This is a genomic window from Bacillus timonensis, assembly GCF_004799755.1.
Taxonomy (GTDB): Bacteria; Bacillota; Bacilli; order Bacillales; family Bacillaceae_L; genus Ferdinandcohnia; species Ferdinandcohnia timonensis_A.
This window is the reverse complement of sequence record NZ_SLUB01000026.1, coordinates 32,597-58,498: the sequence shown is the minus strand read 5'-3', so window position 1 is coordinate 58,498 and position 25,902 is coordinate 32,597. Positions and strand designations below refer to the sequence as shown.

Annotated in this window: 30 protein-coding genes and 1 pseudogene; 28 read left to right on the top strand and 3 right to left on the bottom strand. The window is 32.9% G+C overall.

The window, feature by feature from the left end:
• The first annotated feature begins 68 nt into the window (after window positions 1–68).
• The 16 genes from E1I69_RS14455 to E1I69_RS14375 all read left to right on the top strand — a co-directional run bounded on the left by E1I69_RS14455 (window position 69) and on the right by E1I69_RS14375 (window position 13,208).
• Window positions 69–407, top strand: a complete 339-nt coding sequence (locus E1I69_RS14455; protein WP_136380287.1) for a hypothetical protein — start codon at window positions 69–71, stop codon at window positions 405–407.
• Between the two features lie 164 nt (window positions 408–571).
• Window positions 572–1,021: an NUDIX domain-containing protein gene (locus E1I69_RS14450; RefSeq protein WP_136380286.1), complete on the top strand. Its 450-nt coding sequence runs from the start codon at window positions 572–574 to the stop codon at window positions 1,019–1,021.
• A 411-nt stretch (window positions 1,022–1,432) separates the two neighbouring features.
• Window positions 1,433–1,921 carry a DUF5412 family protein gene (locus E1I69_RS14445; protein WP_242634604.1) on the top strand — a complete coding sequence of 163 codons (489 nt, stop codon included), beginning with the start codon at window positions 1,433–1,435 and terminating at the stop codon, window positions 1,919–1,921.
• A gap of 84 nt (window positions 1,922–2,005) precedes the next feature.
• A complete protein-coding gene (locus E1I69_RS24990; RefSeq protein WP_136380290.1) occupies window positions 2,006–2,212 on the top strand; it encodes a hypothetical protein in 207 nt (68 codons plus the stop codon).
• Between the two features lie 224 nt (window positions 2,213–2,436).
• The gene (locus tag E1I69_RS14435; protein WP_136380284.1) at window positions 2,437–2,646 is read left to right on the top strand and encodes a hypothetical protein; all 210 of its coding nucleotides are present in this window, start codon (window positions 2,437–2,439) and stop codon (window positions 2,644–2,646) included.
• Window positions 2,647–3,291: 645 nt separating this feature from the next.
• Window positions 3,292–4,539 carry a DUF4153 domain-containing protein gene (locus E1I69_RS14425; protein WP_136380283.1) on the top strand — a complete coding sequence of 416 codons (1,248 nt, stop codon included), beginning with the start codon at window positions 3,292–3,294 and terminating at the stop codon, window positions 4,537–4,539.
• A 258-nt stretch (window positions 4,540–4,797) separates the two neighbouring features.
• Complete coding sequence (locus E1I69_RS14420) at window positions 4,798–5,253, top strand: SRPBCC family protein (RefSeq protein WP_136380282.1); 456 nt, start codon at window positions 4,798–4,800, stop codon at window positions 5,251–5,253.
• A gap of 50 nt (window positions 5,254–5,303) precedes the next feature.
• On the top strand, window positions 5,304–5,768 hold the full coding sequence (locus E1I69_RS14415) for a hypothetical protein (RefSeq protein WP_136380281.1): 465 nt from the start codon (window positions 5,304–5,306) through the stop codon (window positions 5,766–5,768).
• Between the two features lie 118 nt (window positions 5,769–5,886).
• The gene (locus tag E1I69_RS14410) at window positions 5,887–6,594 is read left to right on the top strand and encodes a hypothetical protein (RefSeq protein WP_136380280.1); all 708 of its coding nucleotides are present in this window, start codon (window positions 5,887–5,889) and stop codon (window positions 6,592–6,594) included.
• Between the two features lie 198 nt (window positions 6,595–6,792).
• Window positions 6,793–7,209, top strand: a complete 417-nt coding sequence (locus E1I69_RS14405) for an HIT family protein (protein ID WP_136380279.1) — start codon at window positions 6,793–6,795, stop codon at window positions 7,207–7,209.
• A 105-nt stretch (window positions 7,210–7,314) separates the two neighbouring features.
• Window positions 7,315–7,638: a hypothetical protein gene (locus E1I69_RS14400; RefSeq protein ID WP_136380278.1), complete on the top strand. Its 324-nt coding sequence runs from the start codon at window positions 7,315–7,317 to the stop codon at window positions 7,636–7,638.
• A gap of 328 nt (window positions 7,639–7,966) precedes the next feature.
• The gene (locus tag E1I69_RS14395; protein ID WP_242634603.1) at window positions 7,967–8,527 is read left to right on the top strand and encodes a sigma-70 family RNA polymerase sigma factor; all 561 of its coding nucleotides are present in this window, start codon (window positions 7,967–7,969) and stop codon (window positions 8,525–8,527) included.
• A complete protein-coding gene (locus E1I69_RS14390; RefSeq protein WP_136380277.1) occupies window positions 8,517–10,004 on the top strand; it encodes a sigma-E factor regulatory protein RseB domain-containing protein in 1,488 nt (495 codons plus the stop codon). The genes E1I69_RS14395 and E1I69_RS14390 overlap by 11 nt, the downstream gene beginning before the upstream one ends.
• A 383-nt stretch (window positions 10,005–10,387) precedes the next feature.
• Window positions 10,388–10,825 (top strand): DUF4362 domain-containing protein, encoded by a 438-nt coding sequence (locus E1I69_RS14385; protein ID WP_136380276.1) that lies wholly within the window; start codon window positions 10,388–10,390, stop codon window positions 10,823–10,825.
• 269 nt (window positions 10,826–11,094) lie between these two features.
• Window positions 11,095–11,652, top strand: coding sequence for a hypothetical protein (locus E1I69_RS14380; RefSeq protein WP_136380275.1), 558 nt, complete (start codon window positions 11,095–11,097; stop codon window positions 11,650–11,652).
• Window positions 11,653–12,359: 707 nt separating this feature from the next.
• A complete protein-coding gene (locus E1I69_RS14375) occupies window positions 12,360–13,208 on the top strand; it encodes a sialate O-acetylesterase (protein WP_136380274.1) in 849 nt (282 codons plus the stop codon).
• A 293-nt stretch (window positions 13,209–13,501) separates the two neighbouring features.
• Here E1I69_RS14375 and E1I69_RS14370 read toward each other — a convergent pair whose 3' ends face one another.
• A complete protein-coding gene (locus E1I69_RS14370) occupies window positions 13,502–13,837 on the bottom strand; it encodes a L,D-transpeptidase (RefSeq protein WP_136380273.1) in 336 nt (111 codons plus the stop codon).
• A 197-nt stretch (window positions 13,838–14,034) separates the two neighbouring features.
• Here E1I69_RS14370 and E1I69_RS14365 point away from each other — a divergent pair, with 197 nt between their 5' ends.
• The 8 genes from E1I69_RS14365 to E1I69_RS14330 all read left to right on the top strand — a co-directional run bounded on the left by E1I69_RS14365 (window position 14,035) and on the right by E1I69_RS14330 (window position 19,321).
• The gene (locus tag E1I69_RS14365; RefSeq protein WP_207308554.1) at window positions 14,035–14,520 is read left to right on the top strand and encodes a GNAT family N-acetyltransferase; all 486 of its coding nucleotides are present in this window, start codon (window positions 14,035–14,037) and stop codon (window positions 14,518–14,520) included.
• Window positions 14,521–14,698: 178 nt separating this feature from the next.
• A complete protein-coding gene (locus E1I69_RS14360; RefSeq protein ID WP_136380271.1) occupies window positions 14,699–14,893 on the top strand; it encodes a nucleic acid-binding protein in 195 nt (64 codons plus the stop codon).
• Window positions 14,894–15,022: 129 nt separating this feature from the next.
• Window positions 15,023–15,253, top strand: coding sequence for a hypothetical protein (locus E1I69_RS14355; protein WP_136380270.1), 231 nt, complete (start codon window positions 15,023–15,025; stop codon window positions 15,251–15,253).
• A gap of 83 nt (window positions 15,254–15,336) precedes the next feature.
• Entirely contained in the window at window positions 15,337–15,894 is a 558-nt protein-coding gene (locus tag E1I69_RS14350; RefSeq protein WP_136380269.1) for a hypothetical protein, read from the top strand.
• A gap of 354 nt (window positions 15,895–16,248) precedes the next feature.
• A complete protein-coding gene (locus E1I69_RS14345) occupies window positions 16,249–16,785 on the top strand; it encodes an HXXEE domain-containing protein (RefSeq protein ID WP_136380268.1) in 537 nt (178 codons plus the stop codon).
• A 33-nt stretch (window positions 16,786–16,818) separates the two neighbouring features.
• A complete protein-coding gene (locus E1I69_RS14340; RefSeq protein WP_136380267.1) occupies window positions 16,819–17,559 on the top strand; it encodes a class I SAM-dependent methyltransferase in 741 nt (246 codons plus the stop codon).
• Between the two features lie 233 nt (window positions 17,560–17,792).
• Window positions 17,793–18,536, top strand: a complete 744-nt coding sequence (locus tag E1I69_RS14335) for a CPBP family intramembrane glutamic endopeptidase (RefSeq protein ID WP_136380266.1) — start codon at window positions 17,793–17,795, stop codon at window positions 18,534–18,536.
• A 176-nt stretch (window positions 18,537–18,712) separates the two neighbouring features.
• Window positions 18,713–19,321 (top strand): class I SAM-dependent methyltransferase, encoded by a 609-nt coding sequence (locus E1I69_RS14330; RefSeq protein ID WP_136380265.1) that lies wholly within the window; start codon window positions 18,713–18,715, stop codon window positions 19,319–19,321.
• A gap of 546 nt (window positions 19,322–19,867) precedes the next feature.
• On the opposite strand, the gene E1I69_RS14325 is transcribed toward E1I69_RS14330, so the two are convergent.
• Complete coding sequence (locus E1I69_RS14325) at window positions 19,868–20,875, bottom strand: DUF2268 domain-containing protein (RefSeq protein WP_161974906.1); 1,008 nt, start codon at window positions 20,873–20,875, stop codon at window positions 19,868–19,870.
• 700 nt (window positions 20,876–21,575) lie between these two features.
• On the opposite strand from E1I69_RS14325, the pseudogene msrA reads away from it, so the two are divergent.
• From msrA to E1I69_RS14310, 4 genes and pseudogenes are all read left to right on the top strand, one after another.
• Window positions 21,576–22,043 (top strand): annotated as a pseudogene (gene msrA / locus E1I69_RS25515) (peptide-methionine (S)-S-oxide reductase MsrA); the annotation flags it as partial.
• Between the two features lie 45 nt (window positions 22,044–22,088).
• Complete coding sequence (msrB, locus tag E1I69_RS25510) at window positions 22,089–22,535, top strand: peptide-methionine (R)-S-oxide reductase MsrB (RefSeq protein WP_431731885.1); 447 nt, start codon at window positions 22,089–22,091, stop codon at window positions 22,533–22,535.
• 175 nt (window positions 22,536–22,710) lie between these two features.
• Window positions 22,711–23,469 carry a Crp/Fnr family transcriptional regulator gene (locus E1I69_RS14315; protein WP_136380262.1) on the top strand — a complete coding sequence of 253 codons (759 nt, stop codon included), beginning with the start codon at window positions 22,711–22,713 and terminating at the stop codon, window positions 23,467–23,469.
• 29 nt (window positions 23,470–23,498) lie between these two features.
• Window positions 23,499–24,089 carry a molybdopterin-dependent oxidoreductase gene (locus tag E1I69_RS14310; RefSeq protein WP_136380261.1) on the top strand — a complete coding sequence of 197 codons (591 nt, stop codon included), beginning with the start codon at window positions 23,499–23,501 and terminating at the stop codon, window positions 24,087–24,089.
• 387 nt (window positions 24,090–24,476) lie between these two features.
• Here the strand turns inward: E1I69_RS14310 and E1I69_RS14305 are convergent, their stop codons facing one another.
• Window positions 24,477–25,805 carry an IS3 family transposase gene (locus E1I69_RS14305; protein ID WP_136380260.1) on the bottom strand — a complete coding sequence of 443 codons (1,329 nt, stop codon included), beginning with the start codon at window positions 25,803–25,805 and terminating at the stop codon, window positions 24,477–24,479.
• Window positions 25,806–25,902 lie beyond the last annotated feature (97 nt).

Genomic DNA, 25,902 nt, shown 5'->3' with positions numbered 1-25,902 from the left:
AGATGTGTATAAGAGACAGGTATAAAATGTAATTATTGATAATTTTGTCAAATTTAAGGAGGTAATTTATGAAAAAAAAACGAATTAAAATCTTCACCTTCGCTTTAATTATATTATTTTTTCTAACCTTACCATTATCAAAACCTTCTCCAGAGACTTTTAATAAGTGGTTAGCGAATAAATATGATACAGAGTGTATTGGAGATGAATGTGAATTTAAAAGTTCGCAGGAAAAAGTTGTACATAGAACAATAGACGATTATATTTTAATAAATAAGATGGGTATTATCCTTGAAGATGAAGAAGGTCGTAGAACACTAATTGAAGGAATAGGGATTTTTGGAACCTTCATTCCATTTACATTTAATCCCGGATATAGTCCGTTAATCGATATTTACAAATATTAAAATTTATGAAAGTGATTCTCTATTATTATTTTAGAACACTTTTTTCTATAAAAGATTTTTTAAAGTAACAAAATGCGATAGTCCACGAAGGATTATCGATTATTTTTTGATGAATTTATTCTACTAACAGGGCAGTAAAGGAAATCAATTACAGGGGGTACTAATTGATAATTACAAAGAATAATGGTTTTGAATTTCTTGATTTTCTTGATGTAAAAGAGGCTGAAATATATAATGATCACCGATTGGCTGGCTCTTATGCGGTAATAAAATGTGATGACAAATATCTTTTATGTTATAACACTTTGAGAAAGCAATGGGAATTGCCAGCAGGACAAAGGGAAAAAAACGAAACACCAAAAGAATGTTCAATAAGAGAACTTTTCGAAGAAACTGGGCAAAGCGTTTCGAAGATAGATTTTAAGGGTTTGTTGAAAGTAAGAAACGTAATCAGTAATGAAATCAAGTATAATCCTGTATATTTTACTACACTTGAAGAACTCCAACCATTTCAGAATAACAACGAGACATCTGAAATTCGATTATGGGACTTAAAGCAGCAAATTGGTTACATAGATGATGTCGATGTGAAATTATTTGATTTTATTAAATAAAGTGCTGTTTCTTCTTGTGTTAACTATGCGGGTTAGTTTAACAGTTGGAGGTTTACTATGTTCGTGCTTAATATGCTGTTAGCAATTACGGGAATGGCACTATTGATTTTTATTCTGATTTTCTTTATATACAAAATAGTACGAAACAAAAAGAACTTTTACTCATGGTTCACCTTGACAATAATCGTATTCTTTTTAGGAGTTGCCCTTTGGCAAGGCTTAAGTCGCTTCAAATAAGACTTTGATTCTTATTGTAGAAACGGAGGAGCAGAGTCGAGGAAGAGCATTACAAAACTACTAGTATTGTGATGATTTTTTTGAACTTAGAACGGGGGGCTTCTGATTTTAATTTTATTCGGTGTCTTACTTTCTATTATTACTTTTATATTATTTTTGATTTTATGTGTATGGATGATTATTTCTTTCATTAAAAAGAAACCTTTTCCTAAAACGATGCTGATTGCAACGTTGTCTGGGATTGTTTTGGTTTCTTCAATCTATATATATGAAACGTATTTTTTTACTTTCAGTGAAATTGATAAAGAATTCACCCAAAAGGGACCTGGACCTGTAACCTCACCAACTGAAAAATTAACAGCAAATGCTTATTATGAACTATATGGTGGTGCAGCAGGCGGCGTTAATGTATGGGTAGAAATCACATACAAAAATGATAACAATAAAGTTAGGACAGTTTATTATGCCGATGCAAAAGATCATTTTTCGATGGAATGGTTAGATGAGGACACCTTAAATATTCTCAATGATAATCCTGATTTTCCAAATTCAGATAGAAGTATTACATTAGTAATCGGTAAAGAGATTTATCACGAAAATGGTCAGGCTTGCAAAAGCTTGTTAATGAAAGATAAATATGAGACTTGCTTTCAAAACGAATAACACTAATTGCATAAAGGGGGATATTATTAGAATTCTATCCAAAAAGGAAGTGTGAAAAAAAAATTTTTTAGGGGGGCTGATTTTTTGGTTAGCTTACTGGTAAATATATTTCAATTATCAGCAATAATCCTACTCCTATGTTCATTCTATTATTATAGGCATTTTAAAAAAATGAAGAAAGAAAGAAAACTAACACCATTTGAACGTACAATTTATGTTATTACTCAAGTTGCAATTTATCTTTGTGCAGGTAGTTATCTACTTCTGTTTTTGGATAGAAATTTCGGGTAGAATTTAATGAACAATGGAGAATATAACTCCAACTTTAAGCATACGGGTGCGTTGATCTACAAGGATTAACCACCTTTTTTATTGAATAACTTTTTACAAACGGAGCAGGATTGTTCAAAAAATAATTGGTTATTTATGGTATTATATTTAATAATAAGGGTGTAATTAATTTTATACATAAGTAAATTTGATAAAACAATTTAAATAGCAAAAGGGGTGTAAAGGTGACTTACTGGAGTTGGAGTTATAAAAGGAAATTTATTTGGAATTTAGCACTAATACCAATAGCAATAGTGGTGATTGTTTGGGGATTTTATTCTGTTCCCAAAAACGTAGCAATCATCCAAACATTAATAGTTTCATTGATTGCATTAACAACTCAAATATACACCTATACAAAATGGAAAAAGGAAGAAATTAAAGGGGAAATATAATTTGTGAAACATTACACGTAAAGTAACGGGTGCTTTCCTTAAAGAAGGAGAAGCACCCTTTTTTGAAGAAGTTATTGTCACTTACGGGGCAGGTTAGTAAAACTGATTATCCACCTGATCGTATTGATACAAAGGCAGCAAATTCAATTCTGAGTTTGCCGAACCACAAGCTAAAAAGCTAGGACTGGCTATTATAAAACATTCATTGAGAAATCAACTGAATTCATGTACAAAGTTATAGAGCATTTCTTTAAATGAGGAATGCTTTTTAATTTTGCTTAAAACAAAGAATGCAATAAAATTGTTATTTAAATTAATAAAAATTTATTGAAAAACGATAAAATATAGATTAAAATCAGAATGAATAAGTGAGTTTCTTTTTGGGAAGAAATGATAAAAATAGCTTGCTCTGTGGGCGGTAAAAAGGAAATTGAGCGTAGCAGTACTACCGGAGAAGGTTGGAATAACAATGTCGAGCCTTTCTATATTGAAGATGGAGAGAGGCAAAAGTGATTTAATTATCGACTATAGTGGCAAAATGTAAGGCTTTAGAATGTCAGTCAGGAGATATTTTAGATTACAAAAAAAGACAGATTAACATTGTGGAGGAAACTAAATATAACAATGATTTGGGGAGGTAAAACTTTGGACATTAACAATTTGATTATTAAAAATATTGATAACCCTCATGAGCTGGAGAGAATGTATCGAAAAGACCCGAAAGCTTTTAAAAGGTCATTCTCATACGCATGGGAACAAATTCCTGATTCTCAGGTTCTTGGTGTATGGTATGAAAGATTGCATTTCAAGGAGTCGGCAAACACAGAAAAATCATCCTTGTTTCAAAAAGGTTTCTTATTCATGGGCATTTTAGCCATTCTGGCTGGGATAAGCACCAGGATCATTTTCCATTTTGTTGAACAGGGAGCAATTGCTCCAATTAACCTGGCTTTTGGTATAATTCCTTTTATTGCGGCCTATTTTGTTTACAATAATACTCCGAAAAAAAGTATTATTTATTCCCTTGCAGCGTTGTTCCTCATTTCTGGGATTTATCTTAATATGTTACCATTAAATGATAAAGACAGTATTATCCTTGCTTATTTACACCTTCCCATATTCTTATGGGTATTGGTAGGACTTGCATTTACAGGAAATGAATACTCAAAAGGTAGTACAAGATTAGCCTATATTAAATTTAATCTGGAATATTGTATTCTCTACGCCAGCATGGCAGTTAGCGGAATGGTATTAGCCGCATTAACTATGCAGTTATTTAGTTTTGTTGGCTTGAATATAGAAGACTTCTATTTTAGTAATATCGTCTTATTTGGTGCTGCCGCTCTCGCTATTGTGGCAACATACCTAGTATCACTGAATCTAAAACTTGCTAAGAATATTACACCATATATAGCTAAAATTTTTAGTCCTCTTGTCCTGCTCACTTTGTTGGTCTATCTTATAACGGTTATTTGGGTCGGAAAAAATCCATTCTTGGACCGCAATTTCCTGATAGTCTTCAATGGAATACTCCTTGGTGTATTGGTCGTTACCATATTTTCCATTACCGAGAGCGACTCAGATGAGAAAAAGAACATTTCAGATTATCTTAATTTTGCTTTAATTGTTCTTGCGCTTATCGTTGACAGTGTGGCCTTGTCAGCCATCGTGTTCAGACTATCTTCTTATGGGATAACGCCTAATAGACTTGCTGTTTTAGGAGTAAACATACTTATCTGGGCAAATCTAATTTGGATTATGCTTCCCTACATGCGTTTTCTACGAAACAATTCAGGACCTTCAAGTATTCAAGATGCCGTCACTAAGTATTTGCCAGTCTACGGACTTTGGGCAGCCTTTGTTACATTTGCTTTTCCTATAATTTTTAAATAGAAAGAATTGATAGTTAAACGAAAAGATAATCTGCTATAACGTATAAAATCCTTGGAGTCGATATTATGCAGCTTTTTATATAGAGTTGCATAGTTTTGGCTTATTTCATAACTAAAGTTAAAAAGAGGAGAAAGTTAATAGATTATTTCTGTCTATGTAACGCCAATCAATACAATTTTGTTCTTTGTGAATTGCGTTTTTTTAGCAAAAAAGATTAAAAATGGTGATGAATTATTGTTTTTACAAAGGAGATAGCAAATGCCTATTATTAAGCATAAGCAATTTATTCAAGCGCCTGTGGAGGTATGCTTTGACCTTGCTAGAAACGTAGATATACATATTGAAACTACTGCTAAAACTAAAGAAAAAGCTGTTGGTGGTATTACGCAAGGGCTATTAGAAATTGGTAATCACGTTACTTGGGAAGCAACTCATTTTGGTATTAAACAAAGGCTAACAGCAAAAGTAATTCATATGGAAAAGCCTACTGTGTTTGTTGATATTATGGTAAAAGGAGCTTTTAGTTCCTTTACACATATCCATCAATTTAAAGAAGAAAAAGGTGGGACTCTAATGATTGATACATTTGAGTATAAGTCACCTTTTGGTCCACTTGGAATTATTGCAGATAAGTTATTTTTGGAAAAATATATGACAAACTTTATTGTTTCTCGTGCAAAAGAACTAAAAAGAATTGCAGAGAATGTCAAGTAGCTTATTCACCTACCTGGCGATGATCCAACTAAGATTAAACGGAGGTTGAGATGCGAAAAGTTTATCTAGATAGAACAGAATTAACTGGAGCCATAAATGTATATTTAAAAGATACAGAGGTTATACCAGCAGGTACAACAATTTATCCTATGAGTGTTTATCATAAAAATGAGGAGTATCAAAAATATGCTAACGACTATGATATTCAATTTATCTTTGACGATGATATTCCACATTTAGAATTTTATACGGTTCCATATGTAGATATTATGGCAAAAGATAGTAAAGGTGGATTTATTGGAACTGTTGGTCAACAATGTGATTTGAAAAGTGACGCACCAATTTGTTATATCAATAGGCATTTAGAGTGCTTGATAATTTCTGAAAACGGAGAAGATTTTCTGAATAATATAGGATCGTGGCAGAACAACTTGAAACCCTATGGGAAAATTACCGTTTATCGTTCGAAAGAAGAAGCAGAACTGGAACTAGAATTTATCGATTTGTCTGTCTGATAGTCCTCCAACATTATAATTTCATATTGAACTACCATGAAAATAAACTTCTCTAATTACAAAAAGAAACAACATTTTTAGTAATGAGATGTCTAATCCATTAAGAGGGGGAAGCTACTTGGGGAAAAGAATTCCATTTTTAGTTATTTTCTTAATTAGCATGCTATATCTTTCAGCATGTGGTAAAAATGCGGTAGGCAATGGAGAATACTCTTACGGACACTATAAAGATGATCAAATGATAGGAACTGTAAGGGAAGTTAAGAAAAGCGAAGACAGCATTGTTGTTGATATTTCTGAATGGGAAAAACGAGATAGCAAAGGTCCTGGTATTACAACTGAAGGTTATTCTTATACATCTAAGATAAATGAAAAAACTGTTATTAACGATGAGGATGGAACAGAAGTATCTATTGATGATATAAAAAAGGGGCAAAAAGTGTTAGTTAATCCACCAAGAGGGAATGAATTCGAAGGTTACCCAAAAGAAATAATATTATTAAAGATGACAGACGAAGAAAAGTATTCAAGGCTCCTATCACATGTGGATGGATTTAATATTGTTGTCATGTACCAAATGGGTGAGAAACTGCCTGACGAGATGAAAGAACAAATGTACGGAGAGATTTTGAACATCTTGGAAACCAAAGAGCAAGAAGCTGCAGCTGCATGGATGGAATACGATGAGGATTACGTGGTCGATTATAAAGAAGAATTGGGAATTGAAACATTCCCTGCAATACTTGTATTTAAAAAAGAAGAACTTGTTTATAAAACGTATAATGTTGAAGAAATATATGATTTCTTTAAAAACTTGAAAGAATAAAAACAAAAGGTTTTTTGTTGTGAAAAAATGGACTTAAATTAACATAAAGAACGTAATTAACTTTTATTTCTGTGGTGAAGCTTTGTTTCATGGATGGCTAAATGGTGCTTTGATCCAAGAAGGATTAAGGCACTTTTTATTGAACTTTTGAACAAGCGGGGCAGTTTAGTGCAATAAGAATATAAGGAGAGGTGGAGTATGGATACTTGTATCTTTTGTGAGATAGTCTCTAAAAAAGAAGATGCTTTTATAATTTACGAAAATGCTTATGTTTGTTGTTTTTTGGACAAATACCCTATCAACAAGGGACATATATTAGTAGTTCCTAAAAAACATTATCAAGAGTTTAGCGAGGTTGACAAAGATAGTTTGACACAAGTAATACTTACATCTCAACAAATAGCTACTGCACTTGAAAATTTATTAAACACAGATGGCATTACTATACTGCAAAACAATGGGATTTTTAAGGATGTTGAGCATTATCATATGCACATTATTCCACGCTTTTTAAATGATGGGTTCTCTTGGGTAGAACCAGAAAATGCAGTTTCCAAAGAAGAATTTATATCGTTAAGTGCTAACTTATCGGAAATCTTGAATAAAAGTTATTAAAGTAACGGGTGCGTTGATCTAAGAAGGGATTAACGCTATTTTTAAAGAATTTGTTGAACTAACGGAGCAGTATAGAATGGAAGTATATTAGGTGGTGGACTGTTTATGAATAAACTTTTGTATCTACTTGTGTTCGTCATATTAATTTCTGGATGTAACACAAACGGAGGTTCTTACCAAGCAATTCTTATTTATAATAACGATAGATTTATTCTTAAAGGTTATGATGATAAAAATGAATATACGATTGATAAAGAAATTGGTATTGTTGCAAACAAAGTAAATCCCAATGTAATGCCAAACATTCACCTATGGTCAAATTATTTGGATAAAGGTACAGAGTTATTCAGTTCAAAAGAAGATAGTTCGGTCATATTAGTCAAACGTAATGATCAAATTGAAGTCTTCCTAAAAGAATCCTCCGATTAAACGATCAAGTGCGTTAATCTAAAAAGGAATTAATCCTTTACTTGTTAAGTTATTAAACTAATGCAGCAGGATAGTTAAAGAAACCATGATTAATAGTATGTCTAAAAATACGAATAAAATGTCGTTTATAAATAACACGATTTCTTTCGAATTCAACAGTATACTCAAGAAATGCAAATTTACTAACCAGTACTTTAGTGTTGAAGTATGGGTTTCTTTTTTATACTTAAATATAGACCTTAAGCTATTTCTAAGTAATTTATATATAAGTCGAACCTAAACATAATTAGTTTCGTCTAATACTTAAAACCTAAAAGGAAGCGAATACATGATTGAAATGGAAAGGGAACCTGATACATCAATTGATTATCTGGACAAAGAAGAGAAGCTTAAGTGGTTAATGGATCAGTACGGTCAAGAAGTGATCATGCTGGCTTATACATATGTGAAAGATAAGCAATTGGCGGAGGATATCACTCAAGAAGTTTTTATCAAATGTTATGAGAAATTGGATTCGTTCAGAAATGAATCTTCTTACAAGACATGGATATATCGAATAACGATTAATAAATGTAAAGACGTGTTCAGGAGTTGGCATTATAGACATCTTGTTATTACAGATTTTGTAAAGGTGAAAAAAGAGAAAGCAAGTCATTCGGCTGAATTTGAGAATATAAAGCGGGAAGAAAAATTAAGGGTTGCAGATGCAGTAATGAGCTTACCTATTAAGTTAAGAGAGGTTATTATTCTATATTACTATGAGGATCTGAAAATTGACGAGATTGCTTCGATGTTGGAGACAAAGGCCAATACTGTAAAGACGAGATTGCATCGAGCGCGGCTTGCATTAGACAAAAAGTTAAAAGGGGGCGAGCTAAATGGAAGATAAACTGAAGGATTTAAAAAATATTTTAACGGATTCAATAACAAACGAAAAAAATATTTATTTTACCCAAGAGCATAAGAATAGAGTCTTAAAAACGATTAAATCAAATTCTTTACGAAACAATGTTTCTAGGTCATTTCATGGAAGAATTCATCTGCTATTTAGCGTTGCACTTACCTGTATTTTGTTAGCCGGCACATATTACATTGCAGGGATTGATGATATTTTTTCAAAAAACGATGCCAATCAAATTTATCAGGCACATGAACCAAATAAAATCCCTCCAGACTCCAGCAAGGATATTCCGGAGAACACCGTTATTACTCCTACTGCTAAGGAAGAAAACTTCGCAGACATGACAAAAGAGGAAATTTACAAGAAGCTATTATCATCTGATAAATTTGATACAGCCGTAGGTGAATATGAAATTCAAACTGTAATACATGATGGTACTAAAATGAGTTCAAATGTTAAATATGCACTTAGCTTAAGTCCAATAATGGGTGGCTACAGTTCCGAAACGTATAACCATGGGGATGATGTGGAGAGCGTTATTACGTATTATAAAGAAGATAAACTTTGGACAGTAGATAGTGCATCTAAAACCTATTCGGAGAGAAGATATAGAAACAGCGTGCAACATCCAATAGCCCGAAGTTCACTGTTCCCGCGTGAAATTACATTAAATTACTTAAAAAGTTTAGATAAATGGGAGATTGAAATACAGAACGAAAAAATCCTTACTCACAACACAATTGTTATAAAAGGCAATTTAAACGAGTATGCAGGGGAGAAACACCGTGCAAAAACATTTCGTTTCTGGATTGATAAGGATACTGGAGTCCTCTTAAAATATGAAACATACAATCAAAACGGTGAGGTTGTTGACTATTTATATCCAAAGGAACTCCAAATAAATGTGCCAATAGATACAAAAATGTTTACTCCAAATTTAGATGGATACAAGAAGAGTGAGAGAGAATCAGCTAATGAAGGCCAAAAACAAAACGACGAACAACAGCCACCAGAACTGAACTTACAAAAACCCTCATTTTCAAATGAAAAAGGTTACCTCTATGTCCATGGAATAACGTTGGGCGATTCAATGGATAAGGTAATAGAACGCCTGGGAGGAAAATATTCAATAGATGAAGAAGATGGCAGTGGGGCAGATGTAATCTTAGACTATAATGGGTTTGCAAGATTTTATTTCAAAGATAAAAAGGTAAACTGGATATTATTAATGAAAGTAGATAAAAATTACTTCAACAATTTATTTGATGGTTATGAAGGCTCTAAATTTACGTCTTTAATTAATGGAGCTGATAGTGACCGCTATATTTACTCTAAGGAGAGTAAACAAATATTAAAGGCCACTACGAACGTTCCTAATCAGGATTTATATTTGTACTTATTGTATCCTGGTCCGGAGAGTCTAGAAAATCCAGATTATCAAAAAATGAAACAAAGCTTAGAATAATTCTAATCCATACTGATATAAAGTTAGTAAGAATAAGATAAGCCCCAATAGTGTGGTTGAGCGTCTTAGCAAGAATTCAAGATTGAAGATAATAGAGCAGAAGTCCAGTTATTGTTAGCTAAAATTAAGGGAAACTTTAAACGTGGTAACGAGAAAATTGGTAAAAATAAAAGAAAATAACCTAAGCCTACTTCGTATATCGAAAAAATAGAATAATAGAAATGAAGATGCTTGTATAACTAAAGGGTGCATTGATCCAAGATGGATTAATGCACTTTTTAATGAATTCCTTATTGAACAAACGGTGCAGGTTAGTTGAAGAAGGTAAATTATAATGAAGTGAAGAAATTAATATGTACAGGAAATAGGATTGGAGGGAGAAAGTGAGGAGTTTTCTATTTATTGTAATATTATTTTTTGTAGGTATAAGTATTAGTGGTTGTTCAAAGAGTGGGGGTTACGGGTTAGAGGAAGCAATTGAACGAGGTGATGTTGTTTATCGAAATGAAGTTTTTAATTTAGAAAGGTTTGAGCAATTTTTAATTAATCTATCAAACAAAAACGAAGACACTATACGAGTTACTGCCTATACTCACGAAGGAGATCCTATATTTCAAGACTTACAATTTGATGGGGAAGTCATTCATTATAGCTATGATAATTCAAATGATAAATTTGCTGGGAAAGATAAAGGTAAAGAGACCGATGTTTGCAAAGAAGTAATTGAGAAAAAAAATAATCAAGGTGAAATTGAATATTTAATAAGTGGTTGTTCCAAGAATACTGAACACATTTTAATTAGTGTAGAGAAAAAACACTAAATTAAATGAAGGCTATATAAAGGACTTTGTGAACCTTTGTACTTAAAGTAATGGGTGCGTTAATCCAAGTAGGATTAACGCATTTTTCGTGAAGGAAATTAAATTAACGGAGCAGTTTAGCTAAAAACCAACTACATTTTAAAAAAAGAAAAACCCATTAAAATTTGACGTTAAAACGACTTGTAGACTTAAAATAATGATTTTTCTGAAACCTTCTCGCATCTTAATCGTAAGTTACGATAACAGTTTAATTTTGGAGGTGGAAGAGTATGAAAAAAACAACTTATGAAGACAGGGTTATTTATCTGGTAATTGGAATATGTATGGCTATATTTGCACCAATATCTATTCTATTTGTTCCGCAGACAGTTGCTGAAATTGTACACTATAAACCAGATATATGGCAGATCTTTGTACCAAAAAATATCTTTTATATCTACGGAGTCGGTTATCTTCTATTGATTTTATCTATGATGTTCCTCTTTTTATTGAACAATAGGAAAGTCTCAATTTCATTAGGCATTATTTGTGTTATTCTAAGCCTTGTCCCATTTTTTGTAGCTTCACAAGCCAATACTTCACTATCCTATAATTCAATTTCGCACACTCCCCCTCTCAAACTCCAAAGCCATACTTATAAATGGGATGAAATTGAAAAAATCAATTACTATAAAAATGAAGATGAAGTAGAAATCAATGAATATGAGATGTTTTTCCGAGATGGAAAAAGTATAAAACTACCCGATAATGGTTATTTTGATGATATTAAACTCGTCTTTTATTCTAAGTTGGACGAGATGAATTTAGAGATAACAGAAATTGAATAAAGTTATCCACATTTATGAATTTCGTGACAAATATATCAAGACAAATCAATTGAGTTTTAGCAGTACAAATATAAAGTTTGTGAATAATCGTACTTAAAGTAACGAGTGCAATAGTTGAAGATCAGAGTTGTCATAACGGCAGCTTTTTTTTGTTGTTCTAACGAAGCAGTTTAGTTCAATTAAGTTGTGTTAGAATATAAGCAAACATTGTTAAACGTTATGAAAGGATGTCTAATTTGTTTTTCTTTTTAACTATTTTATTTTTTATTTGTGGTTATAGTTTTGTTGTGAATTTCATAAGAGCTATAAAAGAGGAAGTATCCCTTCATCTACCAGCTTTTCTATTTCTTGTATGGTCTACCTCAGCAGTATTGGTTACTGCTTATTTAGTAGACTTATAAATAAATTTAACCTTTTTATTGTACTACCATGAAAGAACGTAATTAACTTTTATTTTCTGTGGTGAAGCTCTACTTCATAGATGGTTAAAGGGTGCTTTGATCCAAGAAGGATTAAGGCACTTTTTTATTGGATTTTTAAACAAGCGGGGAGGCTAGGTGAAGAAAAGATTTTTAGCTTGTTCCACAATCGACCCATTTTAGAGATGAATAAAGACAAATCGAATTGACAAAAAAAGTCTAATTACGCTATACTCTTACTCTTATTTAAACTAAATAGACCTTGTAAAATAGAAAGAAGGTTTTTTTATGAAATCGATATTATTAATCGGACAATCAAATATGGCCGGCAGAGGATTTATTGAAGATGTAACTCCTATTTATAATGAGCATATAAAAATGTTGCGAAACGGTAGATGGCAAATGATGACAGAACCACTTAATTTTGATCGTCACATATCTGGTGTTGGCCCGGCAGCCTCTTTTGCTCAGGCTTGGACAGAGGATCATCAGGGTGAGTCCATCGGGGTCATACCATGTGCCGAGGGAGGAAGCTCTATTGATGATTGGGCAATTGATGGACTATTAACAAGACATGCGATTTCTGAAGCGAAATTTGCTATGGAAACAAGTGAAATAGTGGGAATCCTGTGGCATCAAGGAGAAAGCGACAGTTACGGAGAACGTTATAAGACGTATGAAGATAAATTACTTTCCTTATTAAAACACTTGAGAAAAGAATTGAATGCACCAGATATCCCGATTATAATCGGTGAGTTGGGACATTACCTTGGAGAGGTTGGATTTGGAAAAAGCGCTGTAGAATATAAACAAATAAACCAGATATTATCTAAAGTTGCTCAAACCGAAAATGATTGCTATTTTGTAACATCAAAAGGCTTAACTGCAAATCCAGATGGTATACATATTGATGCTATGTCCCAAAGAAAATTTGGATTAAGATACTATGAAGCTTTTTCAAAACAAAAGCATGTTGTAGATATTTTAGACATAGAGCATGAATGGATTGAAAAGATAGCAAAACGTGAACTAACTAAAAATGAACGTATATTTGTTCAAAGTACGAAGTTTGCTTTAGGACAATTGAGTTTTGAGGAGTTTTCTAATAATATCTCGAATATTAATGAAAGTAAGTAAAGTCAAATCGATACACAATCAGGCGCTTTTTTTGAATAAGAAAGCGTCTTTTTGTATTGGATTCTGGAACAACACTTAATAGGATTGGAGTTATATTAAGGTGAAGTATTACACTAAACTACCATGAAAATTAGCTACGATAGACGGAATACTAAAGATAACGCAGCCTAAACTTATAATCTATTGAAATAATACTGAATAGATTAAGAAGCTTCAGATTCTGGGCGAGCTAACTGGGCATTTAGTCCAATTTGACCCAAACCTATGTAGTAATGGGTATGAGATTTCCAACGTCATTTATGAATAACAACCGGAGTACCAATTGCAACTCTAGATGATAAATCTAGAACATCATGATTAAACATTCGAATACAACCATGTGAGACATTCTTTCCAATGGAAGATGGGTTATTTGTTCCGTGTATCCCGTAATGAGGTCTTGACAATCCCATCCACAACACTCCAAACGGTCCTCCGGGATTAGGTTGTTTATTAATAATCGTGTATGTCCCAGAAGGCGTTGGTGACAATATCTTTCCAATTGCAACCGGGTAAGCCTTTATCCTCTTGTTTCCATCAAATAGTGTTAATTGATGCTTCGATGTTGATACATTAATCCATTTCGCCATGAAGATCCACTTCCTTTTTTGACTATTGTATGAAGTAACTCAGGCATTTGTTAGATAAAAGAAGTACAATCTGGCCAGATATTTAAACACAGTTATAGCTGAACTACAGTTTAGTTAAAAAACAATTGTAACTATGTAACGTCTAATTATGTTACAATAACCCAAAATAGAAAATTATTACAAAAGGGGAGATTTATGTGAATTTCTCTATTCGTAAGATGCACCACGAAGATACAAAACAAGTACAAGACGTGGCGAAAACAACTTGGCATGCTACATATGAAGGAATTATTCCTTTAGAGGTACAAAATAATTTCTTGAAATCAGCTTACAATGATGAAAGGATGAAGCAACGCATAGAGCGATCTTTTCTTTTCGTAGCTGAAGTTGATGGTAGCGTTGTTGGTTTTGCCAACTTTTCTCCAGTAAGAGAAGATGGAAAAGTTGAATTGGGTTCTATTTATCTTTATCCAGAATACCAAGGTAAGGGTATTGGTTCAGCTTTGTTACAACAAGGAATTAAAGATTTAGATGGTGTAAAAGAGATTTATATAAATGTAGAAAAGGATAATAAAATAGGAAAGACGTTTTATGAAGCAAAAGGGTTCGAAATGGTTAAAGAGTTTGATGACGAATTCGATGGACATATTTTAAAAACTGTAAGAATGGCTTTGAAAATTTAATTACTAAGCTAAAGGGGTGCTTTCCTTAAAGAAGGAGAAGCACCCTTTTTGAAGAAGTAATTGTACAAACGGGGAAGCTTAGTGGAAGAGGTATGGTCTATAGTGAAACCTAAGCCTTTATTAAAACGTATAAAAAACTAACAGATCAAAGTACCTAATAACGGTGGTGTAAAAGTGAATGAAATGTTACCAATGCGACATAAAAATGATTCTAGACTGTAATGTGAAGGTTGAAGGTGTTATGTATGGCATTAAAATAAGCAAAAAAGGGAAAGGACTATTTAACAATATCTCAGCAAAGCCAAAAGCAGCAGTTTGTCCTAATTGTGGGTATGTTTCATTCTATATAGATGATTATAAAAAGTTCGTATAATTACTTTTCCAAATTGACTCCTATTCAGCATTTGCTTCGACAAGAAGGCAAGGCATTTTTACGGGACAGGATAATAGAATAAAGAAGATTGAAAGAAAAGTAATTCACAAAAAAGGGAGGTTATAAAAGGTGGACTTATTACTCTGGATAACTATTGGTTTCATAATAATCGGATTTGTAGTTCTCACTTCTATGAAAAAAGGGTTGGAAAGTAAACTCGCTTTTATAAAAGCAAATATGGAAGACACGGAAAATTCAATAAAAGCTAAATCCATAATATGGTGGATAGTGAGTACCACAGCTTGGGGATTAGTGAGTATGTTTCTTGTTGTTTGGTGGTTTCATAATCACTTTGGATAACTGTTGGTTTCAAATGTGCGTAAACAAACCTTGCGTTGTTCCAATATTAGTCAGTTATGGTTCTGGAATGAGGTGTGTAAGTTATGTATAAACCCTTTTGTTCTATCATCGTTATTTATTTCATTATCTTAACGGGATGCTCTGATTCTACTAAGTATAATGATGAAGATGTTGCTGCAATTGTAAGAGGAGAAGAGATAACAATTGGTGAGTTACGTTTTTTATATCCGGATGAAGAAATACTTAATATGATTGACGGGACTATAAAAGCTAAATTAGTAATACAAGAAGCAAAAAGTATGAACATCGATGTATCCAAAGAAGTAAAAGAAACGATTGAGGCGTTGGGTGATTATCCACCTGATCATATTAATAGTGAAGCAGCAAATTCAATTCGTGAGTTCGCAGAACCACAAGCTAAAAAGCTAGGACTGGCTCCAGAGGAGTATTATAAAAAATACATTGAGAAAACAACTGAAATAAGTGCGTATATCAATTCTTATATACAGGAAGTTTTAGGTGAACCAATGGACGATATTGAAGAATATAATCAAAAAGCAAATAAGCAACTCAATGTATTAGTTGAAGAAAATGAAGATCAGATTAAGATACTCATTGGTGTTGAAAATATGAACTTTTAGTTAGAATATGATCAAATTGAAATCGACCTTATTTAAGGTCTTTTTTTATGAAATCCTTAGTATTTCAACGGTAACATACTTAGATTTTTGACAAGCTGAAATGAGCATTTGTTCAACTCGATTTTCAAATGCAAAGTTTTTGCTAAGTTCAATACCATACTCGAACGCCTCCTAAAACCCCGTTATATAAAAAATCTATACGAAATTAGCTTATTATTAAATTTCTAATTTCATTATTGGAAAATTATGTTAGCATTGTGGTAGATGTTATTAAACTATTGAGGAGGTTAATTGAAGGAAGAACACCAAGAATTGTTAAAAGAAAATAATCGTTTGATGGAAAGGATGTGAATTATGGAACAGTGGTTTGATATTCAAACACTTATCTGGTTATTTCCAATTATGTTTATCCTTCATGACTTTGAAGAAATTATTATGGTTGAGAGGTGGATGAAGAGAAATTCAACAAAGATATACAACATATTGCCGGAAAGATTTGCGGATAGAGTGATTAAGCAATTTTCTATGTCAACAGCCCAGTTTGCAGTTGCCGTATTAATTATATTCCTATTCGTAAGTAGTTCAACCGTTATGGCAAATCAATATGTCAATCAAGGATTATTTGGTAATATTTATATTTTTACCATTACTACATTGGTCTTTTTTCTACACGCTTTTACTCATATTGGTCAATCCTTCATTCTTCGTTCCGTTACGCCTGGTGCATTTACTTCTCTGATCGTTATAATTCCATACAGTTTAGTCTTATTTCGTTCCTTATTAGTGAATGAAGTAATTACATGGAAAATAATTTTTTTATGCTTACCTTTTTGTCTCTTAATTATCCCTATCGCATTGCTTGCTCATGGGATTGGAAAAAAAGTAGTATAGACATTTTTATATTTGAAAGGTAGGTTCATATAAATGAATGAATTAGAATTTTATGATAAGGTTGGAAAAATAAATGGCTGGGATTTTAGTAAATTACAAGTCACAACCGAAGGTGTTAAGTGGGATTTTTACGAAGAAGTGACGAAGAAGTGCAAAAGTACAGATATTCTCTTGGACGTTGGTACTGGCGGAGGAGAAAATGTATTAAGAATCGCTTCTTCATTGCTTTTCCTGGTTGGAATTGATTTATCAAGCGGAATGATGGAAACGGCTCAATCCAATCTTAAAAATTCAGAGGTGTTAAACGTTCGGTTTTCCCAAATGTCTTCTGATAATTTACAATTCCCTGCTGGTTTTTTTGATGTCATCTCAAGTCGCCACGCACCGTATGTTTCAACCGAAATAGCAAAGGTATTAAAAAGCGGTGGGATTTTTTTAACGCAGCAAGTGAGCGAAGCTGACAAATTAAATTTGAAGACAGCTTTTGGACGGGGACAAAATTATGGGGAAGTCGATGGGGCGTTAAAAGAAAGACATTTAAAAGAACTGAAAGAAGCGGGTTTTACCGAAGTTCAATCTTTTGAATATGATGCTATTGATTACTATCAAAGACCTGAGGATCTGATATTCTTACTCAGACATACACCAATCATTCCTGATTTTGGTCACGGAGAGAACGACTTGGGTATTCTGAGTGATTTCATCGAAAACAATCGAACCGAAAAGGGAATTCGTACAAATTCTAAAAGGTTCCTGATAATAGCTAACAAATGAATTACAGCATACAAGTTGCTTTTGGAAAAACTGAATAAAAAAGGTTCGTCTTTTGACGATCTTTTTGTGGAAGTTAATCAACGAACGGAGCACATCGTATTATTTATATGAAAGGGTCAGGATTTTTGAAGAATGTACCTCATCTTATAAGGGTGTTTTCTTAAAGATTGTTGTTTTTAGTAAAGGTTCTAAAAAGTGGTGAATCAATAATGTAAAAGATAGGGGATGAAGGTTTGGAATATGCTTTTTGGTTAGTAATAATCTTTGCATTATTATATGAACCAATTGTCGGTTATTTTGATTTTCAAAAATTCAAATCAGATGTTAAAACCAACGAAAATGCAAGAATCAAGTTCTATATCAATTCAATTATAGGTCTATGTGGTCCCACCATTTTTATACTACTCATAATTGTTTTTACAGACCTAACTTTTACTGATATTGGATTGACAATACCAACTATTAACACCGAGGTATTTGGCCCATTTATTACTTATTCTGCGTTTGTTATTGCGTTACTATATTTACTTAGCATCATATATTATCTTATAGGTTTTCGATATAGTGAAAAGATTAGAAGTAAATTATCACAGGCAAAAGAAAAAGAATTGGATAAAGTAGAATTCTCAGACATACTTCCTACAACTAAAAAGGAGAAAAAATTGTGGAATTACGTTTCAATTACAGCAGGTGTAACTGAAGAAATCATATATAGAGGATTTCTCATTTTTGCTTTAGCGTTCTTATTCCCCAATTTTTCGATTTGGTTAATTATCTTCTTATCATCAGTATTGTTCGGTCTCGCTCACACTTATCAGGGATTGATAAAAGGAGTATTAAGAACAACGGTTTTCGGAATCATATTTTCTATCCTCTATCTTGGTTTAGGGTCAATATTACCACTCATTATTTTTCATTTTTTAATAGACTATTTTGCAAAATTAGGAGAAGGCATAGAAACGGAAAAACAAAATTGACTGATCTATGTTTAATCGAGTTAAAACTGTGATACCTATACGTTAAACTAACGAATGAGTTGATCCAAAATGGATTAACTACCTTTCTTGTTGAAGTTATTTTGCTAAATAGCAGTATAGTTGAAGAAAGGAGTTATTGGAGAATTTTTGAAAAAGAAAGGGGCTAAAAGTATAGCATGGGTATATTGAAAAAATTTGGTGATCAATTTAAGAAGCCAGAAGGTTTTTTTGGCAGTATCGCAGGAAAGTTAATGGCAACGGTTAGTGCCGAAAAGAACAAGTGGACTATTTCATTATTAAATGTCAAAAAAGATGATAACGTATTAGAAATTGGGTTCGGACCTGGGATTGGAATCGAGGTGGCTTCCAAAGTTATTCAAGATGGTAAAATTATAGGGATTGATTATTCAGAAAAAATGTTGCAACAGGCTCAGAAAAGAAATAAAGATTCAATTCAAAAAGGGCAAGTTGAATTAATACTTGCAGATGCTCAAAATCTTCCTTCATTTAATCTTCTTTTTGATAAGGTTTTTTCAATCAACACTATTATTTTTTGGGGAAATCCTGTTGAAACCCTAAAGGGAATTCGTAAATTCATGAAAGAAAATGGTGTGATTACTATCACTGTTCAACCCTTTATGAAAGGAGCAACAGAAGAATCATCCAAACGATTAGGGATTGAAATTTCTAATCAACTGAAGGATGCAGGGTATTCCAATATTAAAATGGAACTAAAGAAAATGAAGCCGATAGCGACAGTATGTGTTCTTGGAGTTAATAGTTAAAATAAACACAATTCTTATTAGAAAACGGGAATTTGTAATTCTTAATTGAACAGTTGGAAATTCATAACTACAATATTTCAAGCTCTCTTCGTTATTGAGCTAAAGGGTGCTTTAGCTCAACAAGGAGACGCCAAATAAACCTTCTCCAGAATGGTTGAATGTATTACTACCATTTTTATAATCATTTACTAATCTTTCTACAAAATGAAAACCCTTCTCTTTACTTTGTTTTACTAAACTATCTAATAAGCATATTATCCCACGTTTTGTGAATGATGGGTTTTTCTTAGGTAGAAACAGAAAGTGAAGATGAATTTATTTCATTAAGTGCAAATTTAGAAAAGGTTCTATTATAGGAGTAGTTGAAGTAACGGGTGCGTTGATCCAAGATGAATTAACCACCTTATTGTTTGAACTCCCTATTGAACAAACGGGGCAGGATAGTTGAAGAAGAAAAACAGAGCTTTATAATTAAGTAGACAGAAAATGCAAAACAAAAAAGCAAAGTCAGAATATCTCTTCCTTTGCAAGAATCTAAATAAACTTTTATTTTGAAATCCTATCTCCATATTTACTATTTGATAAAATCTCCTCCGCAGATAATATCGTCCAGTCATGAACCGAGACGGAAGGGTTATTTTCCAAAAAGGAATTCATGATTTGGTATCCAATTTTGTAGTTGGTCCAAGTGGGGATTCCTTTGCTAGGATTTCCATTATGATAATCGTGATATAATGATCGGTCAAGGTCAATTGACCATAAATCTTCTTCCAAATCCTCCCATATCTCTTTTTCTTTTTGGGCTGAAAGAGGTTCTATCCACGGTATAGTAATATCGGGGTACAGACTTTTGGCAAAAGTGTCCGCTTTTCCTTCGAGAATAATTGAATCTAATAAAGTGTTATTCCAGTTTACATTTCCGCTCTCCATATAATTAGTATGATGATATTCATGTGCAACAGCATACTCCAACAAATCCTCTTTAAATGAAGATGGATCAATCCGTATTATGAATACATCCTTACTAACTGCTAGCCCAGAAACGCCACCCATTAAATTTATACCATACATGTCATCCGGATTAGGAGGAAATAAATACACAGTCTTATTCCCGCCTGGAAGGGTATTAGATGATTTAATCAAGGCTTGTTCTATTGTTTTATTTATTTCATCTTGATTATTAATTAGAGAATATACAAATTCCTCCAAAGTTTTAATGTCTTTAGGAGTTGCAAAAGCCCAATGGTCCTTTAGCCAAAACCCCTCTCCTTTACCTATAGTATCTAATTGAAATGGTTCGACAACTTTTTGATAGTAATGTTCTTCCATCTTCTCGTGTTGTTCAATTTCTGAAACGCTTTCCAAGTAATCTAATATTTGACTATAAAAGGGTATAATTCTAAATTCCTGATTGCCATTCTTAACAATGAAGGGATTCTTAATATTTTCTTTAGGTGATTCAACTTCAATTGTTTGATTAAAACAACCGATAAGTAATACAGCAATAACGGAAAATATGAAAAAAGGAATTAGTCTATTAATTATAAACACCACCAAATTTAATGACTATTTATAGTATAATCTAAATTTTCCTTTTCTTCCATTTATTTTACAAGTAGATTATTGTCATTTTATCGCCTACTTATATGCCTAATACTGTTAATTCTTTAGACCACCCTTTCTAAAAAAATATAGACTGGTGGATAAAATTAGCCCATCACTGTATAAATTTCTTTAGCTTTAACCTTTCCTGTACTATGTCTCAACCCAATGGAAAAGCAATTTATGAAAAAAACGTGTTTAAAGTTTGTGAAATAATGTACTTAAACTAATGGCGGCTTATCCAAAACAGTCTATTCTACCAATTGCAGAGTTTCAAATATTACTTGACTTTATTATTTATTAAAAATGTAAGGCAGCTTACATTTTTTAAAAGGGATTCCAAGTATAATCGTAAGTGTAAGTTATTAGAAACACTTTAGAGGAGGAACTAATCATGGTATTAGTAAATTGCAATATAGAATCTACCTCTCATAAAGTAACAACTGAAGTGAAGGTATTATTCGCAATGTAGTTTTGACAGCCTGCAAGAGAGCCAAGTAGTGTATGTAATGAATTACTATAAAAAAAAGATATTATTTATAGATTCGACATCTTGAGGAAAGATTTAAGAGTGCCCTTTTATGTTCTGAGGAATCTTTCAGAATTGAAGGAAAAGATAGGGTTTAGGTAAAACTAAGTATTAGTAGGAGGCATGATTATGTCAACAAATTATGAATTAGCTACATTTGCTGGTGGATGTTTTTGGTGTATGGTTCAGCCATTTGATGAATTACCAGGCATTATTGATGTAGTTTCAGGATATACAGGTGGGCATAAAGACAACCCAACCTATGAAGAAGTATGCTCAAACACAACGGGTCATTATGAGGCAGTTCAAATTACGTATGATCCGAATGTTTTCCCGTATACAAAGCTCTTAGATCTATTCTGGCAACAAATAGATCCAACCGATGCACATGGTCAGTTTGGTGATCGCGGAGAGTCCTATAAAACGGCGATTTTTTATCATACTGAGGAACAAAAGAGGCTAGCCGAAGAGTCCAAACAGGCATTAGAGAATAGCAAAAAGTTTTCAAAGCCAATCGTGACAGAAATCAGTGAGGCATCTGTGTTTTATCCAGCAGAAGAATACCATCAAGGCTATTATAAAAAGAATTCCTTTCATTATAATATGTACAAGGAAGGATCTGGACGAGCGGGATTTATCCGGGAAAATTGGAAGAAACACCACTCAGAAAACATAAAGAATCTTACTCCTATACAGCACCATGTGACCCAAGAAAATGGTACTGAACCACCATTCCAAAATGAATTTTGGGATAACAAGGAAGAAGGAATTTATGTAGATATCGTTTCTGGTAAACCATTATTTAGTTCATTGGACAAATTCGACTCTGGGTGTGGATGGCCTAGCTTCACAAAGCCTATTAAGCATCAAGAAGTCCTTGAAAAACTAGATACGTCCCATGGGATGAGACGCATTGAAGTCAGAAGCTCCTCAGCAGACTCTCATTTAGGACACGTATTTGATGATGGACCACGTGATAAAGGCGGTCTTCGATATTGCATTAACTCTGCAGCACTTAAATTTATCCCAACTGAAAAGCTAAATGAAGAAGGCTATGGGGAATACCTTCGGTTATTTAAATAATTTAGATAACGTTCCTAGAGACTTCTCTAGGACGTTTTTTTATATTTAAAGCATTTCTAGAATGGATATGGATTTACATATATTATCAGGTGATTGTAAATGCCAAGAAGATGTCGATCTATTTACTGGTTTGATTATGAAAAGATTATAGAACAGTATAACAAGGAGTGAAGACATGGAAAAACTCATGCTACTTTCACATATAAATTTACTAGATGAGCTACCGGAAGAAGAATTAAAGAAAATAGACGAAGTGACGGTAACCGCTCCTATAAAAAAAGGGACAATTATCTTAAGTCCGACTCAACATATGAGGTCATTATTTTTCTTAAAAAAAGGACAGGTTCGTTTATATAGGATATCTTCAACAGGAAAGGAATTCACAGTTGATCTTTTAAGTGAAGGTAATATCTTTGGAGAAACTTCTAGTTTTTCCTTAACAGAATACAACATTTATGCAGAAACGATGATTGACTCCCTTGTTTGCACGTTAACAAAGGATCGTTTTGAAGAGTTACTTCGTCAAAATCCTGATATTTCGTTAAAGCTTATAACCATTTTGACTTCAAAGTTAAAAGAGGTGTACCAAATAACAGAAAGCATTGCCTATAAAGATGTCAAACATCGAATTCTTTTACTCTTTATGCAGTTAAGTAACCGCTTTGGTGTAAGAAGTGGAGATTGGCAAACAGTTGAAGTCAAAATTACTCAGCATGATATCGCAAGTATGATCGGCTCATCAAGAGAAACTGTTAGTTTATTATTAGGAGAATTAGAAAGGGAACAAGTTATTAAAAGAAAGCCATTAAAAATTAATATAGTTCTGGCCAAGAAAGTGTATGGGGTAGAGGGGGGGGTAATCAATCCCTACTATCATTGTCATGTTTATAAAGGAAAAGGCTTGGAGCATACTATACGAAGTACGGTGGTTTAACGTTTAAATTGAAAAAGGGATGGTGTAAGATGAAAAGGCAACTTCCACCTGGACAATTTGAAACAGAAAAATGGCCAATTCTGCACACTGGGGATGTTCCCGAGTTTAATGAAATCACATGGAATTTCAGACTTTTCGGTGAAGTGAAGCAAGAAAGGTCCTTATCCTATAAGGAAATCATGGAACTTCCAAAGACCATATCAACCGTTAACATGCATTGTGTTACCACTTGGTCTAAATTTGATACAACTTTTGAAGGAATTGCGCTTAGAGAGTTAATGAAATTAGTTGAAATGAATGAAGGCGTAAAATACATTAAAATTTTTGGGTATTACAATAGGGAGAGATTTGGTTATTCTGCAAATCTACCGCTAGAGCCTTTATTAGGGGACGATTCTTTATTTGTATACCGTTGGAAAGATAAAAATCATGATTGGCATGATATTGATCTAAAACATGGTTATCCACTAAGGTTTATTCCACCAGAAGAATTTTATCTATGGAAAGGCACAAAGTGGGTTTCAGGGATAAAATTTATGAAAGCAGACGAGGCTGGATTCTGGGAAGAGCGTGGCTACTCCATGACAGCCAATCCATATAAAGAAGAGCGGTACCGTTAATACTGGCCACGAAACTAAGAGAGAGTGAAAAGTACTTAAAATTTTTGATACCTTGCTTCCAATAAAAGAGTATGCCCATTTTTTGTAACGGTACAGATTAATGGAAAGAAGAATAGATTCCAGCTATTCCTAATGGAAGAAAGACAAAAACAAAAACAGATAGAAAAACCATAGTATTTTTCTCATTGAGGATTTCTTTACATTGTTAGGAAAGGCTAATAGTTAATTCAAAGTCAACAGTGACAGAAGTTGAAAGATAACCCACATTTTGTTGACAAACGGAGGCAATAATGTAAAAAAAGCGATACTTAAAATCGTGTATTTAAATTAATACAAAAAGAGGCAGTCTAAACTGGCACCCATGTCAAGGACACATTAAAAAAAGAGTTATGCAGCTGAAAGATGATCTCTATATTGTATAGGGGTCATCTTTTTTAAATTCCATTGGTAACGATAATTGTTGTAATAAACCATATAATGATTTATTTTAGCTTTTAATTCCTTTAAAGATTTACAGGATTCATAGTCGACTTCATCCTTTAAATGGCCAAAAAAGGACTCTTGTGGGGCGTTGTCCCAACAGTTTCCTCGTCTAGACATAGATTGGCCTAAGCCATGTTTCTTTAATAGTTTTTGATAAGTTGGGCTTGTGTAATGACTCCCTTGATCTGAATGAATAAACGCATCTGGACTCAATTTTATTTTCTTATTACTTATCAGTTTTTGAATCGTTTTAGTAGCGATGTCTAAAGTGATTCGGTCTGACACATGGTATGCTAAAATCTCATTCGTAGAAGCATCTTTTACGGTTGACAAATAAGCCATAGCTTTATTTCCATATGGTAAATAAGTAATATCCGTTAATAATACTTTACCTGGCACTCCCTGCTTAAATTCTCGATTTAACATATTGGGTACGACTTGATGTTCTTTGGTTGCTTTTGCAATTTTTTTGTACGGATTTGGCTTTCTATGAGGGCAAACGATATTGTACTTTCTCATAATTCTTTGGATCTTTTTTCGGCTATATTTAATGTTAAAATCGTTTTCCAATATCATTTTAATGGAACGAGACCCTTTCTTGTATCCACGTCGATTAAATGCCTTTAAAATAATATCTCTTGCTTCTATATCAACTCGTTCTTTTTCTAATCGTACTTCGTAAGCATCTAGAAAACTATAGTATCCAGAACGTGATACACCCGTTAGATCACAATAATATTTAGTCATTCGTGTGAAACCATTTTGATCAATTGTTTCCTTAATCAATTGAAATATTTTATTTGTTTCGAGTTTTTGACCTTTGTTTAACAGCCTCCTTTCTGTCATTTCTAGCTTTTTTAATAGTTCTACCTGTCCTTCTAACAGTTTAATTCTTGCTTCTTGTCTTTCGATGATTTCTGCTTGAGAAAGTTCACGCTTCAAAGGCTTACCAGCAGTTGTTTTTCGTGAATCTGAGAGTCCTATAAGTCCATTTTTTTCATATGCCTTTTTCCACCTAAATGCAGATTGTTCAATCCTTTTTATACCAACAATGGCCTCATCAAACCCATTCTCTTTAAAGATTTGCCTAGGTAGTTTACCTGCTATATATTCGTCCATAAATCTACTTTTAAAGTCATCTGTATATGTAATAGCTAAATTGCTGACACGCTGTACATTTGGGTTATTTTGTAATTTTTTTACTTGTTTGTCTGAAAATTTTAGTTTACTCATAGTCGTCCCCTAATCCCCACGTATTAGATTTAAGTATATAAAAAAATACCTATAGATTAAACACTCTTTTCCAAGTGTCCTATTTATAGGTACCATA

Coding starts and splice junctions, on each gene's coding strand:
- E1I69_RS14420 (WP_136380282.1), top strand. CDS start 4,798: ATGCCTATTATTAAGCATAAGCAATTTATTCAAGCGCCTGTGGAGGTA.
- E1I69_RS14315 (WP_136380262.1), top strand. CDS start 22,711: ATGGAAAAACTCATGCTACTTTCACATATAAATTTACTAGATGAGCTA.
- E1I69_RS14305 (WP_136380260.1), bottom strand. CDS start 25,805: ATGAGTAAACTAAAATTTTCAGACAAACAAGTAAAAAAATTACAAAAT.
- E1I69_RS14330 (WP_136380265.1), top strand. CDS start 18,713: ATGGGTATATTGAAAAAATTTGGTGATCAATTTAAGAAGCCAGAAGGT.
- E1I69_RS14350 (WP_136380269.1), top strand. CDS start 15,337: ATGTATAAACCCTTTTGTTCTATCATCGTTATTTATTTCATTATCTTA.
- E1I69_RS14405 (WP_136380279.1), top strand. CDS start 6,793: ATGGATACTTGTATCTTTTGTGAGATAGTCTCTAAAAAAGAAGATGCT.
- E1I69_RS14375 (WP_136380274.1), top strand. CDS start 12,360: ATGAAATCGATATTATTAATCGGACAATCAAATATGGCCGGCAGAGGA.
- E1I69_RS14445 (WP_242634604.1), top strand. CDS start 1,433: ATGATTATTTCTTTCATTAAAAAGAAACCTTTTCCTAAAACGATGCTG.
- E1I69_RS14400 (WP_136380278.1), top strand. CDS start 7,315: ATGAATAAACTTTTGTATCTACTTGTGTTCGTCATATTAATTTCTGGA.
- E1I69_RS14345 (WP_136380268.1), top strand. CDS start 16,249: ATGGAACAGTGGTTTGATATTCAAACACTTATCTGGTTATTTCCAATT.
- E1I69_RS14340 (WP_136380267.1), top strand. CDS start 16,819: ATGAATGAATTAGAATTTTATGATAAGGTTGGAAAAATAAATGGCTGG.
- E1I69_RS14455 (WP_136380287.1), top strand. CDS start 69: ATGAAAAAAAAACGAATTAAAATCTTCACCTTCGCTTTAATTATATTA.
- E1I69_RS14390 (WP_136380277.1), top strand. CDS start 8,517: ATGGAAGATAAACTGAAGGATTTAAAAAATATTTTAACGGATTCAATA.
- E1I69_RS14380 (WP_136380275.1), top strand. CDS start 11,095: ATGAAAAAAACAACTTATGAAGACAGGGTTATTTATCTGGTAATTGGA.
- E1I69_RS14310 (WP_136380261.1), top strand. CDS start 23,499: ATGAAAAGGCAACTTCCACCTGGACAATTTGAAACAGAAAAATGGCCA.
- E1I69_RS14370 (WP_136380273.1), bottom strand. CDS start 13,837: ATGGCGAAATGGATTAATGTATCAACATCGAAGCATCAATTAACACTA.
- E1I69_RS14360 (WP_136380271.1), top strand. CDS start 14,699: ATGAAATGTTACCAATGCGACATAAAAATGATTCTAGACTGTAATGTG.
- E1I69_RS14395 (WP_242634603.1), top strand. CDS start 7,967: ATGATTGAAATGGAAAGGGAACCTGATACATCAATTGATTATCTGGAC.
- E1I69_RS14415 (WP_136380281.1), top strand. CDS start 5,304: ATGCGAAAAGTTTATCTAGATAGAACAGAATTAACTGGAGCCATAAAT.